Source organism: Streptomyces sp. NPDC054834 (assembly GCF_053611185.1).
In genome coordinates this window covers 70761-85995 of sequence record NZ_JBSGZV010000022.1, presented here as the reverse complement: position 1 = coordinate 85995, position 15235 = coordinate 70761, and the positions used below count along the sequence as shown (strand labels likewise).

The 15235-nt window shown below is 73.3% G+C and carries 14 protein-coding genes; 6 read left to right on the top strand and 8 right to left on the bottom strand.

Annotated elements, in window-relative coordinates:
• Positions 1-154: 154 nt before the first annotated feature.
• Entirely contained in the window at positions 155-1042 is an 888-nt protein-coding gene (locus ACWGJM_RS27210; protein WP_453414339.1) for a DUF4232 domain-containing protein, read from the top strand.
• Here ACWGJM_RS27210 and ACWGJM_RS27205 read toward each other — a convergent pair.
• The 3 genes from ACWGJM_RS27205 to xylB all read right to left on the bottom strand — a co-directional run bounded on the left by ACWGJM_RS27205 (position 1039) and on the right by xylB (position 4327).
• Positions 1039-1533, bottom strand: a complete 495-nt coding sequence (locus ACWGJM_RS27205; RefSeq protein ID WP_453414338.1) for an NUDIX hydrolase — start codon at positions 1531-1533, stop codon at positions 1039-1041. The genes ACWGJM_RS27210 and ACWGJM_RS27205 overlap by 4 nt on opposite strands.
• A 35-nt stretch (positions 1534-1568) precedes the next feature.
• Positions 1569-2777 carry an ROK family protein gene (locus tag ACWGJM_RS27200; protein WP_453414337.1) on the bottom strand — a complete coding sequence of 403 codons (1209 nt, stop codon included), beginning with the start codon at positions 2775-2777 and terminating at the stop codon, positions 1569-1571.
• Between the two features lie 104 nt (positions 2778-2881).
• Entirely contained in the window at positions 2882-4327 is a 1446-nt protein-coding gene (gene xylB / locus ACWGJM_RS27195) for a xylulokinase (RefSeq protein ID WP_453414336.1), read from the bottom strand.
• 154 nt (positions 4328-4481) lie between these two features.
• Between xylB and xylA the strand changes: the two genes are divergently transcribed.
• Together xylA and ACWGJM_RS27185 are read left to right on the top strand one after the other, a co-directional pair.
• Complete coding sequence (gene xylA / locus ACWGJM_RS27190; RefSeq protein ID WP_453414335.1) at positions 4482-5648, top strand: xylose isomerase; 1167 nt, start codon at positions 4482-4484, stop codon at positions 5646-5648.
• Between the two features lie 157 nt (positions 5649-5805).
• Positions 5806-6201, top strand: a complete 396-nt coding sequence (locus ACWGJM_RS27185; RefSeq protein ID WP_453414334.1) for a hypothetical protein — start codon at positions 5806-5808, stop codon at positions 6199-6201.
• A gap of 12 nt (positions 6202-6213) precedes the next feature.
• Here ACWGJM_RS27185 and ACWGJM_RS27180 read toward each other — a convergent pair whose 3' ends face one another.
• Complete coding sequence (locus ACWGJM_RS27180; RefSeq protein WP_453414333.1) at positions 6214-7554, bottom strand: esterase-like activity of phytase family protein; 1341 nt, start codon at positions 7552-7554, stop codon at positions 6214-6216.
• 272 nt (positions 7555-7826) lie between these two features.
• Here ACWGJM_RS27180 and ACWGJM_RS27175 point away from each other — a divergent pair, with 272 nt between their 5' ends.
• Positions 7827-8009 (top strand): hypothetical protein, encoded by a 183-nt coding sequence (locus ACWGJM_RS27175; RefSeq protein WP_355932362.1) that lies wholly within the window; start codon positions 7827-7829, stop codon positions 8007-8009.
• 163 nt (positions 8010-8172) lie between these two features.
• Positions 8173-11574: a hypothetical protein gene (locus ACWGJM_RS27170; RefSeq protein WP_453414332.1), complete on the top strand. Its 3402-nt coding sequence runs from the start codon at positions 8173-8175 to the stop codon at positions 11572-11574.
• A 39-nt stretch (positions 11575-11613) separates the two neighbouring features.
• Here the strand turns inward: ACWGJM_RS27170 and ACWGJM_RS27165 are convergent, their stop codons facing one another.
• The 3 genes from ACWGJM_RS27165 to ACWGJM_RS27155 form a co-directional block, all read right to left on the bottom strand.
• Positions 11614-12507, bottom strand: coding sequence for a hypothetical protein (locus tag ACWGJM_RS27165; protein ID WP_453414331.1), 894 nt, complete (start codon positions 12505-12507; stop codon positions 11614-11616).
• Between the two features lie 131 nt (positions 12508-12638).
• On the bottom strand, positions 12639-12935 hold the full coding sequence (locus tag ACWGJM_RS27160; protein ID WP_453414330.1) for a hypothetical protein: 297 nt from the start codon (positions 12933-12935) through the stop codon (positions 12639-12641).
• A 132-nt stretch (positions 12936-13067) separates the two neighbouring features.
• A complete protein-coding gene (locus ACWGJM_RS27155) occupies positions 13068-13610 on the bottom strand; it encodes a PadR family transcriptional regulator (RefSeq protein WP_453414329.1) in 543 nt (180 codons plus the stop codon).
• 139 nt (positions 13611-13749) lie between these two features.
• Between ACWGJM_RS27155 and ACWGJM_RS27150 the strand changes: the two genes are divergently transcribed.
• Complete coding sequence (locus tag ACWGJM_RS27150) at positions 13750-14523, top strand: alpha/beta fold hydrolase (RefSeq protein WP_453414328.1); 774 nt, start codon at positions 13750-13752, stop codon at positions 14521-14523.
• Positions 14524-14539: 16 nt separating this feature from the next.
• Here ACWGJM_RS27150 and ACWGJM_RS27145 read toward each other — a convergent pair whose 3' ends face one another.
• Positions 14540-15139 carry a class I SAM-dependent methyltransferase gene (locus tag ACWGJM_RS27145; protein WP_453414327.1) on the bottom strand — a complete coding sequence of 200 codons (600 nt, stop codon included), beginning with the start codon at positions 15137-15139 and terminating at the stop codon, positions 14540-14542.
• Positions 15140-15235: the final 96 nt, after the last annotated feature.

The following is a 15235-nucleotide window of genomic DNA, read 5'->3' as shown; positions in this document are numbered from 1 at the left end:
TCCGTGGATGACGCAGGAGTTGGGGACAACTCCGTCACTCGATCGAGTGAACTCGTCCCGGGACTCGGCCGGTTCCGGCCCTGTGACGGTCCTGTGGCCGGAGGAGTGGCTTCCATCACAGCCCGCCGCGGCCGCGTACTGATCCACTCGGCGGATGCGTGCCGCCCCCGCCATCGTGTCGACTGCCGTCGCCGGCGTCCTGCTGCTGGTCACCTCGTGCTCCCGGGCCACCGGTATCGCGGTCCCGTCCGACAGTCCCGCGTGCGGTGCGCACCTCTCCCCGGGGCCCGCCGCGACCGCCGAGCCCCCCGCCGGGGCGACGGGCGATGTCCGGATCGACGACCCGGGCGGCGACGACACGCACGACTGCGGCCGGTTCCAGGTCACCAACCACGCGACGAAACCGTTCACCTACACCATCAGCTTCGCCTTCGTCTCCGACCTCGGGGCACCACTGGCCGACACGTACCGGATCGTGCCGAATGTCGGGCCCGGCCGGACGGTGACCGGCACGGTCGGCACGAGCGACCTTCCGCCGGGTGCGCGGGGCTGGTCGGGGGTGCGCATCACGAAGGTGCGCAGCGTCCCCGTCGACGAGGCACCCGCTCCGGGCGGTCCCTGCCCGTCCTCGGGACTGCGCCTGTACGCCGACGAGGGTGATGCCGCCATGGGCCTCCGCGTGGTGGGCCTGCACCTGGTGAACTGCGGGTCCAGGCCCCAACGGCTCACCGGCTACCCCCGGCTGAGCCTCCTGGACGAGGACCACCGTCCGGTCGACGGGGTGCGGATCCTGCGGGGTGGTTCGGCCATCGCCTCCGGCACCGGCGCGGACGGCCCGGCCCGCCCGCTGTCCCTGAAGCCGGGCCAGAGCGCGCACGCGGGTCTGGTGTGGCGCAACACCGTCCTGTCCGGCACCGCGGTCAACGTCCCCTACGTCAGGGTCTGGGCGAAGCCGGGAGCCTCGCCGGTGATGGTGACACCGGAGCTGGACCTGGGCACCACGGGGAAGGTCGCTGCCGGTCCCTGGAAGCGGGACGTCTAGGTGAGGGGTTCACCCTCCCGCAGGCAGACGACGGTTCCGGACAGGGCCGCCGTGTGCAGCGCGATGAGGCCGGGGAGACGGGCGGTGAGCGGCGTCCCGGCCAACTCGTCGACGGCGAACAGCCCGTAGCCGTCGTGCTCGGCGCTCAGCCGGACGCGTGCTTCGTCGTCGAGGGCGCCGCCGTGGAAGAAGCAGTCGAGAACCGGTCCGGTCCCCAGGACGTCCACCCGGTGGTCGATACCGATCAGATTGGGGATCGGCCCCAGTTCGATGCCGGTCTCCTCCCGCATCTCCCGCCTTGCCGCCGCCCACGGGTCCTCGCCGTGGTCGACCATTCCGCCCGGCAGCCACCATGTCCCTGCTGTCGGTTGTCCGGGCCCGTACCGCAGGAGCAGCATGCGGTCGCGGTCGTCCAGCATCACGACGCAGGAGGCGAGAAGTGCCTGCGGCTGGGTCTTGACCCACTCCTCACGAGGTATCCATTCCGCCACCTGTGCCCCCTCGCTCCTCAGTTCCGTTTCGCTCCTCAGCCGCGTTCCGCCACCGCCGCCGGATCGTCGAGGACGGCGCGTATCACCGAGTGCGCGGCGCCCAGCAGCGGTCCCTCGGGCCCCAGGCGGGACACCGACACCGGGCAGGCGGGTCCCGCGGTGCGGCTCGCCAGCTCGGTCTCCAGGGACGGCAGGAGCCAGGGAGACAGCCCCGCCAGCGCGCCGCCCAGGACGACGGAATCGGGGTCGAGCAGGTTGACCGCCCCGGTCAGGGCTATGCCGAGGGCCGTACCGGCGTCGCGGAGCGCCCCGCGTACGTCCGCGTCCCCCTCCTCGGCTCGCCGGGCGAGCAGCCCGACCAGGTCCTCACCCGGTTCGAGCCCCGCCGCGCGCAGAACCGCTTCCTCACCGGCGTACTGCTCCAGGCAGCCCCGCCCGCCGCACGGGCACCGGGGTCCGTCCGGGCGGACCGGCACATGCCCCAGCTCGCCCGCGAACCCCCGTGTCCCGCGCAGCAGCCCGCCGTCCACGACGACCGCGGCTCCGATGCCGATCTCCGCCGACACGTGCAGGAAGTCGCCGGGGGTGTCCGTCCCGAGCCAGAGCTCCGCCAGCGCACCGAAGTTGGCCTCGTTGTCCACGGTCAGCGGTATGTCCGTGGGCAGCAGGGCTCCGAGGTCGGTGTCGTGCCAGTCGAGGTTCGGGGCGCGTACGACCGTACGGGCGTCCCGCGCCACCAGGCCGGGCACGGCGACCGCCAGCCCGGCGGGCCACAGGCCTTCCCGCTCCGCCTCCGCCACGACCCGGCGGACGAGTGCGTCGAGCTCCTCGAGCACCGGTTCGGGCACCCGGCCGCGGTTCGCGCGGTGCCGGACGGCCCGGGCCCGTACCTCGCCGCGCAGGTCGACCGCACACACCGCGAGGTGGTCGACGCCGACCTCCGCGCCGATCCCGGCCGGCCCCCGCCCGCTGACCGCGAGCGCCGACCCCGGCCGGCCCACCCGGCCGGGGCGCTCGGGGCCCAGTTCGTGCAGCAGTCCCCACCGGACCAGCTCGTCCACCAGCGTCGACACCGCCGCCCGTGTGAGGCCGATGCGCGAGGCGACCGCGGCGCGCGAGAGCGGTCCCTCGGCGTTGACGGCGTGCATCACCCGGGCGAGGTTGCGGCGGCGCATGCCCTGCTGGGTGTCCGGCAGAGCCCGGCCAGGGCCGACCGGGCGGGTCTCGTGCAGCGGTGCGCTCATGCCTCCCCCAGTCCTCGGTCCGTCTTTCCGGTCAGTGCGTCATCCCGTCGGTACGCCGGGCGGCCGGCCCGTACCCGAGCCGTCGCGTTCCGGACGGCGCACGGTCAGCGGCCGTCCGTCCCCCGCTCCAGCAATGGCGCCGCGTCGGAGAGTACCCCGGCGATCCGGGCCAGCGTCTCCTCGTCCCGCTCCACGGCGTCCAGCACCGGTCCCGCCGTGGTGTTCCAGCGGCGGGCGACCGCGGCCGGGTCCTCGCCGGTCAGCAGCCCGGCCGCCTGCGCCGCGGCGCCGAGCGCGACCAGTTCCCTGGCCTCGGGCACCTGCACCGGCCGCCCCGACAGTCGCCGTACCGTCTGCTGCCAGGCCGTGCCCCGGGCCCCGCCGCCGATCAGCAGCAGCGGCGCGGTGCGGTCCGCGTCCTCGTCGAGCACCAGGTCGAGCGCGCCCAGCAGGGAGTGCACGGCACCGTCGTACGCCGCCTGAAGGAGCTGTCCGGCGGTCGTGTCGTGGCGCAGGCCGTGCAGCAGGCCGGAGGCGTTCGGCAGGTTCGGGGTGCGCTCGCCGTCGAGGTAGGGCAGGAGCGTCACGGAGGTGCCGGGCTCGACGGCCTCACGGTCCAGGCCCAGCAGGGCCGCTACGCGGTCGACCGCGAGGGTGCAGTTCAGGGTGCAGGCCAGCGGCAGCCAGTCACCGCGGGCGTCGGCGAATCCGGCGACGGTGCCGCTCGGGTCGGCCGGGCGGTGCCTGGAGACGGCGTACACCGTGCCCGACGTGCCCAGGCTGAGCACCGGCGTGCCCGGGCGCAGCCCCAGGCCCAGTGCTGCCGCCGCGTTGTCGCCGGTACCGGCAGCGACCAGGGTCCCCTTGGAGAACGGGAGGTCGTGGCTGTCGCGGACCGTCCCGGCCACCTCGCCCGGCCGCACCACCCGCGGCAGCAGCGCCGGGTCGAGGCCCACGTGCGCGAGGATCTCCTCGTCGTACGCCTCGGTCCCGGACGCCCACCAGCCCGTCCCCGAGGCGTCGCCGCGGTCGGTGGTGCCCTGTCCGGTCAGGTGCCCGGTGAGGTAGTCGTGCGGCAGCCGTACGGCCGCGGTGGCGCGGACCGCGTCCGGCTCGTGCTCGGTGAGCCAGGCCCACTTCGTGACCGTGAAGGACGCGCCGGGCACGCTGCCGGTCCGCTCCGCCCAGGCCTTCGGGCCGCCCAGCTCCTCGACGAGCCGGCGCGCCTGCGGCGCCGAGCGCACGTCGTTCCACAGCAGCGCCGGGCGCACCGGCTCACCCCGGGCGTCCAGGGTGACCAGGCCGTGCTGCTGGCCGCCGATCGACACCGCGGCCGCCTCGTGGGCCGCGTCCCCGCACTGGTGCAGCGCCGTGCACAGGGCCTCCCACCACTGGCGGGGGTCGCTCTCCCGGCCGGCGCCGGAGGAGACCGTGTGCGGCGCCTGGCCGCTCGCCACGACCCGCCCGGTGGCCGCGTCGACGACCAGGACCTTGGTGGACTGGGTGGACGAGTCCACCCCGACGACGAGCGGACCCTCGGCTGCTGACATCGGGCTCTCCCTCTTTCCGCGGCTCGCGGGATCTGGTCTCGAGATCCGACCTCGAGAACATCTTGTCCCTTCCCAGGGACGCGAGCGCATACTAATTTGTAAATCGCCATGACGAAATAGTCGCAAGCGAGCCAAGCGAGCAAGGAGCCGCGGCATGAGCTACCAGCCCACCCCCGAGCACAGGTTCACCTTCGGCCTGTGGACCGTCGGCTGGCAGGGACGGGACCCGTTCGGCGACGCCACGCGCCGCGCCCTCGACCCGGTCGAGACGGTGCAGCGCCTGGCCGAACTGGGCGCCTACGGCGTGACGTTCCACGACGACGACCTGATCCCCTTCGGGTCCTCGGACACCGAGCGCGAGTCGCACATCAAGCGCTTCCGCCAGGCCCTGGACACCACCGGTATGACCGTGCCGATGGCCACCACCAACCTCTTCACGCACCCGGTCTTCAAGGATGGCGCGTTCACCGCCAACGACCGCGACGTGCGCCGTTACGCGCTGCGCAAGACCATCCGCAACATCGACCTGGCGGTCGAGCTGGGCGCGAAGACATACGTGGCCTGGGGCGGCCGGGAAGGCGCCGAATCCGGCGCCGCCAAGGACGTGCGCGTCGCCCTCGACCGTATGAAGGAGGCCTTCGACCTCCTCGGTGAGTACGTCACCTCCCAGGGCTACGACCTGCGTTTCGCCATCGAGCCCAAGCCCAACGAGCCGCGCGGCGACATCCTGCTGCCCACTGTCGGCCACGCGCTGGCGTTCATCGAACGTCTCGAGCGCCCGGAGCTGTACGGCGTCAATCCCGAGGTCGGCCACGAGCAGATGGCCGGGCTGAACTTCCCGCACGGCATCGCACAGGCCATCTGGGCGGGCAAGCTCTTCCACATCGACCTCAACGGCCAGTCCGGCATCAAGTACGACCAGGACCTCCGCTTCGGCGCCGGTGACCTGCGGGCCGCGTTCTGGCTGGTCGACCTCCTGGAGAGCGCCGGTTACGACGGTCCCCGCCACTTCGACTTCAAGCCGCCGCGGACCGAGGACCTCGACGGCGTGTGGGCCTCGGCGGCCGGCTGCATGCGCAACTACCTCGTCCTGAAGGAGCGCGCGGCCGCCTTCCGCGCCGACCCGGAGGTCCAGGAGGCACTGCGCGCCTCGCGTCTGGACCAGCTGGCGCAGCCCACCGCCGCGGACGGCCTCCAGGCTCTGCTCGCCGACCGTACGGCCTTCGAGGAATTCGACGTGGAGGCGGCCGCCGCGCGCGGGATGGCCTTCGAGCGCCTCGACCAGCTGGCCATGGACCACCTGCTGGGGGCGCGCGGCTGAGCGCACGCACGCGCGCGTGCCGGTGACGCGTACGCGCGCGTGGCGCTGATCTGCCCGCGCGCGGAATGCTCCGGAATCGTGCGGTCCATGGTGTGAGCCGGTATCAACTTCCGTGCGCCGGTCGCCCGATGAACCGTATGAGGCGATGGTGGACGGTATGACCACACCATCCGTACCGCCTCCGCCGCCCGGACCGCCGGGCGGCGGTTTCGGACCCGCTGCCGACGGGCCGGGCCCCGGCCCGCGGAGGCGCCGGGGCCCGCTCTTCGCCGTCCTGGCCGTGCTGGTGGCGGCCGTGGCAGTCCTGGTCGTGACCGTGATGACCTCCGGGGGTGACCGCTCCCCGGACGACCAGCGGCCGGAGAGCACTGCTACTTCCAGCGGCTCCGCGCGGCCCTCGTTCGGCCTCCCGACCGAACTGCCCAGCAGGCTGCCGTCGGGCCTGCCCTCCAGGCTGCCGAGTGGTCTGCCGTCGGGGTTCCCCAGCGTGCTCCCGAGCGAGGTGCCGAGCGATCTGGAGTCGCTCATCAGCTCGCTCCCGGACCTGTCCTGAGACCGGCGCCCGTCAGATGCCGTCGGGCAGCCGGACGTACGTCACCGTCGTCTCGACACCGCTGTCCACCAGCCGGCCCTGCGGGTCGAAGGCGCCCGCGCCGTCCGTCATCCCGAAGTCGTTGTCGTTGATGAGCGCCAGCGTGTCGTCGTCCACGCGCGCGATGCCCTCGATCTTCCCGGGCACCCCGGCGACCTTGCCCAGGTCGACGACGAGGCGCTTGGCGAGCACCGGTACACCCTCGGCCGCCGGGTCGTCGAGCTGCTCCAGGGACGGAGACGTCGTGTCGTCGTCCCAGGGGCCACCCAGGATGTCCGACCTGCGCTGGAGTTTCACCAGCTGGAGCCGGGCCGCCTTGTCGGTGCGCTCCTCCACAAGGAGCCGGTCACGGCCCACGGCCACCACCGAGGAGATCTTGAGCTCCGATGTGTCGTCCTCGCTCGGGTCGACCACGTTCACCGGGTCGAACCGGTAGGCGTACTCGGCGGTGACCGCTTTCTTCTTCGGCGAGAACCGCAGCAGCCGGGTCGTCCGCGAGGCGTCCCCGGCGTCCGCGTCCGGCAGCGAGAGCGGGCTCTGCAGCGCCATCACCAGATCGCCGCCGGGCAGCTGGGCCAGCCCCTCGAAGCCGCGGTTGATCTTCCGGTGCAGCAGCACCGACGGCAGCGCCTCCACGACCGGATAGTCCGCGCCGGTGAGACCGAACCCGCGGGGCACGTAGCGCGTGAGCACCTTCCCGCGCGCGGAGACGTGGATCAGGGACGGGCCGTACTCGTCGACGAGCCAGAAGGTGCCGTCCTCGGCCCGCACGATCCCCTCGGTGTCCAGGCCGTTCGGGTTGTACGACAGCTGTGTGGCGGCGTTGTAGGTGTACGGCGCCTCGTCGCGGCCCTGCTGGTTCGGCAGCCCGGTGACGGGCTTCCCGGAGGATGTGGTGATCGGGACGGCGTCGATCACCTTGACGGTGTCGCCGGACACCCGGATCTTCACGATCGCCGGGGCGAAGCCCGGTACCGGGAAGGTGCGGCGCTTCTGGCCGCTCACCTTGATCTGGCCGTTCGGGCCCCGGTCGGTCACCGTCCAGTACTCGCCCTTGCGGCCCGCCGGACAGATGTCGCTGCCGATGCCGCCGAGGTCGATGCCCCGGTCGTCGTCCACGCTGCCGGGCAGCAGCCCGTTGCTGAACGCGCCGAGGGGGATGTCGCCGAGCGTGGCCGTGTGGGTCACGTACGCATCCCCCGAGGGCGCCGCCGCGGCCGTACCGGCCGCCATGAGAGCGACCGCCAAGGCCAGCGGCAGACCGGTCGCGACAGTGCGGTGGACGCGGCGCCGACTGGTGGTGTGCGGGGACATCGTGCCTCCTGGTGGGCAATTTCGCTGACGCGGCAAGATTTGGGCCCACGGCGGAACCGTGCGCGGCCGGCAGGTGAACGCGGGGCGTCGCCCACTCGTCGGCTTCAGCTGGAAGGAGCCGGCCATCGGCTTCCGGGGGGAAGACACTGGTCCTCAGGGGTACGTAAGGGCCGGGCCTCAGGGACGTCTCAGGGTCGCGGCCTGGAACCGCGGGAAGCGCGGGCCCGTTCTCAGATCAGAGAGCGGCAGTGGCCGCGAAGGAGGCGACGCTCATGTCGAACAACGCGAAGATCGCCGCAGGAGGTGTGGCGGTCGGGCTCATCCTGCTGATATGGCTGCCCTGGTGGGTCTCGTTCCTGATCGTCCTGGGAGTGCCGGCGGCCGCGTACCTCACGCTGGATCCCTCACAGCGACGCAGGCTGCGCCGCGCCGCGCGCAAGGAAATCGGCCGCTGAGGCGAGTCGACCACATCGCCGCCCCGGGGCCGGCCGACGGTCCGGTCCGCGGGCGGCGATGAGCCGGCGTCCGTGAATTCGCTTGCGACGTTGATCACCGAAGGACCACGATGACGGCCATGACGTATGGAAAGGAGGCCCAGCGACTCCACGGTGAGCGCTGATGGCCGGACACGAGGCGCCGCAGACGCCGTCCCGACAGTCCCTCCCTCCGCAGGCGCCGCTGACGCCCGCCTGGCTGAGGGCCCACTTCGACCCCCTGCCGTTCCCGGAACGCATGAGTGCCCTGGCGCGCTACGCCCGCACTCTCACCCCGGACGCCTACGAAACCCTGCACCACGCCCTCGACACCGGCGACCGCGACGAACGGCACACGGCGCTCTTCCTGGCCGTCGTACGGCGTGACCTGGAACGCGTGGCCGATGTCCTCACGGATCCCTTGCTCGGGCACCGGGCCCGTGCGGCCGCCATCCGGCTGCCGGTTCCCGAACACGCCCTGGAACGACTGGCCCTGTGCGAGATCAGGGCCATCCGTCACGACGCCTTCCGACTGCTCAGGCTCAGCCGTCGGAGTGCACTCGCCGACCGGCTGCTGCCTCGCGTGCACGAGCGGCACGGGGTGCGTGACGCGGCCGCGTTGCTGCCCGCGTGCCCAGCCGAGACCGCGGGGGCCTGGCTGAGCCGCCTCGATCCCTCCCAGGGAGTCCTCAGCTCCCTGGCCCGCACCGCACCGAGAGCCGTGGCCGGGTATCTCGCCGCACAGTTCGAAGGGTGTCCGCGACAGGAGAGGCACCGCTTCATGACCCGGTACCGCGCCGTCGCCTCGATCGCCGCCCACCGCGATCCCGGCACGGCACTCCTGCTCCTGGAACGGGCCCCGGGCCTGCTCACCTCCCGAGGGGTCCTCTCGGCGCTCCGACGGCCCGCCGAAGCGGCAGCCATCCTGCGTGCGGCGGAACCTGACGAGGACGGCCGACTGCCCCACCATTCCGTACCCGCAGGGCCACTGCCGCCCTCAGTACGGCGGGCACTGAGCGAACTGCCCGCCGAGGAGCTCGCGTTCCTGGCCGAGCGCTGCCCCGCGACCGGCAGCCGCATGCGCGGCCCGGAACGGCGTGAGGTCGCCCCCGACGGGCTGCTGGCGCTCCTGCCGGCGGCGGACCGGCGAAGTGTCGCCGAGCGCCGGTTCACCGGCGGCAGAGGACTGTGGGGTGCCCCGCTCAGTCTGTTCGCCGCCCTCACCCCCGCCGACCGCGCGGAAATGATCCGGCCCCGGCTGGACCGTCACAGCAACAGACCCTGGACCCAGGCCCGGCTGGCCGCCGCCCTGCCGTTGGCCGATGCCGAACCGGTGCTGCGGGACATGACATCGAACCACCGGTCCCACCACCGGGCCATGGCCTGGCCGGCGCTGCTGGCCTGCGCGGAACTCGACGGGAATCCGGATGAGTTCGCCCGGATCGCGGTCGACTGCGAACGCGCCTGGCACGACCAGGTCGACGTACGCCGCTGGGCCCTGGAACAACTCGCCGGTGCCGCGACGCGGCTGCTGGCCGCCCTGCCCGAACGCGTGCTGCGCGACGCCGTGCTCACCACCGTCCAGTCGCGGGACACGACACCGGCCTGCCTGGCTGCCGCCGAGCGGCTGCTGCGCCGCGTCGTCGAACAGGCCGCACGGGCCGGCCGGCGCGACCGTGCCATTCACGTGGCCGGACTGCTGGGCCAGGTCGTGCTCGCGACGCCGCACGACCGAGCGGTGACCACCCTGAGCGTCGACCGGGAGGCGGCCCGGGCCATCTGGGCGGCCACCTCCGGGCCGGCGCGGAACCGGCCCGACGTCACCACGGCGCTCGCGGAACTCCTCGCTCACCGGCTCACCGCCCTGCCCGCCCTGGACTCCGCGGTCCGACAGGTCGCACTCACCTGCGACGACACGGAACTCGCCGCCCGTGCCGCGGCGGTCTGGGTCCGGCCGCCGCACCTGCGGGAAAGGCGCTGCGCCGAACTCGTCGCCGTGGACGCCACCTTCGCGACCCTGCCGGTCGTCCTGCGGACCCTCGCCGTCCGGCGCACGGACGTCCTGGACACCGTCCTCGCGGCCGCACGAGAACGGTTCACCGGGCGGCTTCGGCCCCGTCCGCTGCCCTGGGCGCCCAAGATGCACCCCGGGCCCATGGGCCGGTGGCTGCCCGGTCAACGGGACGCGTGGGCCGAGCACCTCGCCGGCGTGGCCACCGACGAAACCGCACCCCTGCGCACCCGGGCCGACGCCGCCGCCCTGCTGCGAGACCCCCGGCGGCTGACGGCGCTGGCGCGGGAGGCCCCGCAGCCCGTGGCCGCGGCGGCGCTCACGGCCCTCGGGGAAGCCACCGACCGCACGCTGGAGGCCGGCCGCGCAGAGCTGCGTGATCTCCTGCTGCGACACGCCGCGACCGGAGGAGTGCGCGGGCGGGCCGCCCTGGCCGCGCTGCGGCGGCTCCTGGAGCGGGCCCCCGACCGCGACGCCGTGGCCCTGCTGGCGCCCGTCGCGGCAGCCACCGTCGCGCCCGTGGGCACGCGCAAGGAGGCCGTACGCGCCCTGGGCACCCTGGACGGCGCGTTCGAGGCTCTCCTGGCCGCCTGGGACGCTCCGGGACAGCACCCGGATGTACGGGCCGTACTGGCCCGCGTGCTGCTGCCGGACATCGACCGCGCCGGCGTCTCGGACCGGCTGCGCGCGGCGGCCGACGAGCCCGCCGTACGGGACGCCGTCGTGCACGCGCGCGTGCAGGCGGTCCCCGGCAGCAAGGGCGAGCCGTACAGGGCGTTCCTCGTGCGGCTCGTCGAGGAGGGCGGCGAGGACACCACGGTGGCCGCCTGCCGGGCGCTGGCGGGCCGGCTGACCCCTGAGGCCACCGACGCCCTCCGCGTGCTGTCCGAGGTGATGGCTGACCCGGATCGGCCCCACCGGGTCTGGCGGGCGGCGGCACAGCAGCTGATGTTCTTCCCGCCGGGGCCGGTCGCCGAAGCCGCCGCCCGCACCGCTTTCGACGCCATGGCCGAGCGGGCCCGCGCCGACGATCCCGCAGCACGTGTCGAGGCGTTGCGGCGCCTCCACCAGTGGTGCGAGGCCATACGGCCGGGCCTCGGAGGCGGCAAGGCCCTGCATCTCCTGGACGGGCTGGCCGGCACGCTGGAGTCCGTCGGCATGCACGCCGACGCCGCACGCCTCAACTGGGAGGCCGCAGTGGAGGCCGTACGGCACGGACTCCATGAAGAGCACCGGTGGAACCGGCTGGTGCGATGGTGCGAAACGGGCCCGGGACGCATCCCCAGCACCACCGACTACCTACCCGTGGACCTGGACCGGCCGCCCACGCGCGCGGCCCTGCTCGCCGCCGCTCGCAGCCTGCGCACACGTGCGACGGCCGCGTCCGGGGTGCTCGCCCTGGCCCTGGTCCGGGTCGGCGGCCGCAGAACGGACTGGACGGAGCCGTGGCGGGCCGAACTGGAAGCGCTCAGGGCCCACGAGGACCCGGACATCGCAATGGAGGCCCTCCTGATCGACACGGACAGGAGCGGGTGACCCGCACCGCCGCCGGTGCCTGGCACGGCGCCGGCGGCGTCAGCTCGGCCGTACCGCCACCTTGTCGAGCGCCTCCAGCAGGCCGGGCAGCTCCGGCCCCCGGCCCACCGGCAGCACCTCGCCCGGTTTCTCGTCGAGCAGCACGAACGCCATGTCGTCGGTGCGGGCCACCATCGACCAGCCCGGGCCGTCGGCGCGCAGCGTGCGGGCGTCCCCCGGGGCGAACGACGAGCGGACCCTGCCGAGCGGCGGTGGCGTGTCCACGTACGCGCGAGCCTCGGCCAGGACACGCCGAATGCCACGTTGGCCTCGCGGCGACGTGTCCGCCCTGCCCTCCCGCGCGTCCCCGGAACCGTCCTGCGTGTCCGCCCCGTCGTCCCGCGCGTCCGCCGGGCCGTCCTGCGCCGGGGCCGAGCCGCCCGGTGCACGGAAGTCGGCCTCGTTGATCTGCCCCCGCCACATGGCCCACTGCGAGGCGATCTCGTCGGCGCCCAGACGCCGCTGGGCCGGTCCCCAGGAGGTGGTGTCCGGCGGGGCCAGCGCCGGACGGTCCGTGGCCTCGGGACCGGGGTCGTGCGGCGCGGGCACGTTCGGAGCGGCGACGGCGACCGCCAGGGGCCAGCCGGGCAGGGCGGCGACGACCGTGCGCTCGTCGGGCGACAACTCGTACTCCATGCCGCAGTCCCAGGACGCGATCGCGACGGCGACCAGCGAGACGTCGTCGATGACGACCGTCCAGCGAGCGCCGTAGCCGTCCTGGCCGAGCACCAGGCCGTAGCCGTCCGCGTACGGCGCCAGGCCGAGCGCGGCGCACGCCTCCGGATAGTCGTCGCCCAGCACGCTCGGAAACTGCGCCGGCGTCAGCAGCACAGCTGTGAGCACGTACAGCGCATCGTCCGCGGCGGCGACGGCCTCCTCTTCCGTCCCAGGCATCCCAGCCTCCCCAGTGGTTCGTCCAACGGCGCGCACCCTAGTGCGAGCGGAACGTCGTTGTCACGACTGCCACCACGCAGAGCTCCAGGTATCCACCTGGACGGGGCGAAATGCCGCTCGCCGGACCCGGGTCAGGCCACGGGCAGCCCCAGCAGGTCACGGGCCACCTTCCGCGGTGACTCGTCGCGTTCCCGGGCCAGTGCCATGACGGCCCGGCACGCCAGCTCGCTCACCCCGAACGACAGCGCCTCCGGCGACACCCAGGACGCGGCCTCGTCGATCCGGTCCTGGTCGTCCTCCGCGCGGGCCGACACATAGGCGGCCGCGGCATCGAACAGATTGTGCGTGCGCTTTTCACCATCTCCACCCGTCTCTCCGCGCCCCGAGACGGCCGGCCGGGCGATCTTCTCGCGGATCCTGCCCCACATACGGACCACCTTCCCCTGAGTGGCATCTCTTGCTGATCGTCCATCCGTCGTTGCTCAACATAGAGTTGAAGCCTCGGTGGCAAAAGAGGGACGACGCGGTGAAGCGGCCTCCCCCTCCTGGCTCGCACCCCGCTACGCGCGGCGGCTCCCGAGGCCGTCGAGTGAGGCCAGGGTCTCGCGCAGCCAGGTGAGTTCCGCCCGGCTCGTGGCCCGGGCGACGGTGAGGACGCCGCGCCGGAACGGGTCGTCCAACTCCTCCGCACGCAGCGGCCGGTCGCCGTCGTAGAAGAAGCTGGCCGGCTCCTCCAGGAAGGCCAGCCGGCGCCGCAGCACCGCCGCCTGCGCGGCCGGGTCCTCGAGGTGCCGGAGAAAGGCGAGCACCGTGAACCATCGGTTCTCGTCGGTGATGTCACGCGGGGCCGGTTCGGCGAGCCTGCGCCACAGCTCGTGCCTGCCCTCCTCCGTCAGCGTCAGCACATGGCGCGGCGCGGCGACGGAGCCCGGCTCGGTGGCGCGCGCCAGCAGGCCGGCCTTCTCCAGGCGTTTGATCGCGGGGTACAGCGTGCTCTCGGCGATGGGCCGTACGTGGCCGGTCAGTGCCGCGATGTGCTTGCGCAGGACGTAGCCGTGCAGCGGGGCGTCGTACAGGAATCCGAGGATGGCGAGCTCCAGCATGCCCGCATTCTCCCTCAGGTCCGCTGTATGTCGAAGAGCCTGTATGTCGGACCACGAATATATCTGTTCCGCAGTACATCGTGACCGATGTATTGTCGCCACGTCGACCGCAGCCAGGGCTGTGACCAAGGAGGACGTGATGAAGCACGCCGAGTTCGACGGCAAGGGGAGCCGCATCCGGTGGACCGAGACCCCGGGTGCCGGACCCGCGCGCGTGTACCTGCACGGGCTGGGGGCGGCCTCGACCGTGTACCACGCGCACATCGCGGCCCGGCCCGAGCTCGCCGGCCGGCGCAGCCTGTTCGTCGACCTGCCCGGGCACGGCGTGAGCGACCGACCGGAGGACTTCGGCTACACCCTGGAAGAGCACGCCGACGCCGTGGCGGCCGCGCTGGACGAGTCGGGCCTGACGGGGGCCGAGCTGATCGCGCACAGCATGGGCGGAGCCGTCGCCGTCGTGCTCGCCCACCGGCGGCCCGACCTGGTCTCCCGGCTCGTCCTCACGGAGGCCAATCTCGACGCGTTTCCGCCGGCCACCGCGGGCAGCAGCGGAATCGCCTCGTACGAGGAGGAGGACTTCGTGGCGGGCGGGTACGCGCGCGTGCTGGAGAGGGTCGGCCCGCTGTGGGCGTCGACCATGCGGCTGGCCGACCCGCGCGGACTGCACCGCAGTGCCGTCGGTCTGAGGAGGGGCTCGGACCCCGTCATGCGCACCATCCTGGAGGGGCTGGGGATCGAGCGCGTGTATCTCCAGGGCGAGCTGAGCGGTGAACTGACCGGCAGGGAACGGCTGGAGGCGGCCGGGGTTCGCGTGCGGACGGTGCCGGCCGCCGGCCACAACATCATGTTCGACAACCCCGACGCGTTCGTGGTGGCGGTCGCGGGGGAGAATCCGGCCCGAGCCACGGCCTGAAACCGGGTGACAGCGGCTATCCCTCGCGGACCGCCAGTGCCAGGAAGCGGGCGTCTTCGTCGACGTACGACCTCATGCGCCATCCGGCACCGGCCAGCAGCGGCCTCAGGTTGCCCTCGGCGCGCAGGTCGTCCGGGGTGGTGCGACGGCCCTGGCGGGCTGCCAGCGCGGCGCGCCCGATCGGGTGGAACAGAGCCAGGGTGCCGCCGGGCCGCACCACGCGCGCCAGCTCCCGGAGGTTCTCCGACGGGTGCGGCAGGTGCGCGATCAGGCCCGCGCCGAACACGGCGTCGAACGACCGGGACCGCAAGGGCAGCGCGGCGACGTCGGCCAGGAGCAGCCGCCCGTGACGATCCCGCCCCGCCCGTACGGCGGCCCGCAGCATCGCCGGTGTCAGATCGACCCCGATGACGACGCCGGACGGGCCCACGGCCGCGCGCAGCGGCGGCAGGGCGCGTCCCGTGCCGCAGCCGGCGTCGAGCACGCGGTCGCCGGGGTGCAGCCCGAGGTCGTCCACGGCGGCCGCGAAGGCCGGGCCGTCCTCCGGGAACTTGCTGTCCCAGTCGTCCGCCCGGGCGGTGAAGAACTCCTGGACGTGTGTGTGATCGTCGCTCATGGTGCGCATAATCCCTCACTTGTAAGGAGGGGCGCCCTGCGCGCATGTTCGAACGTGACGCGATCGTTCCGGCGCACGTCTGTGCCAGATTCCGAC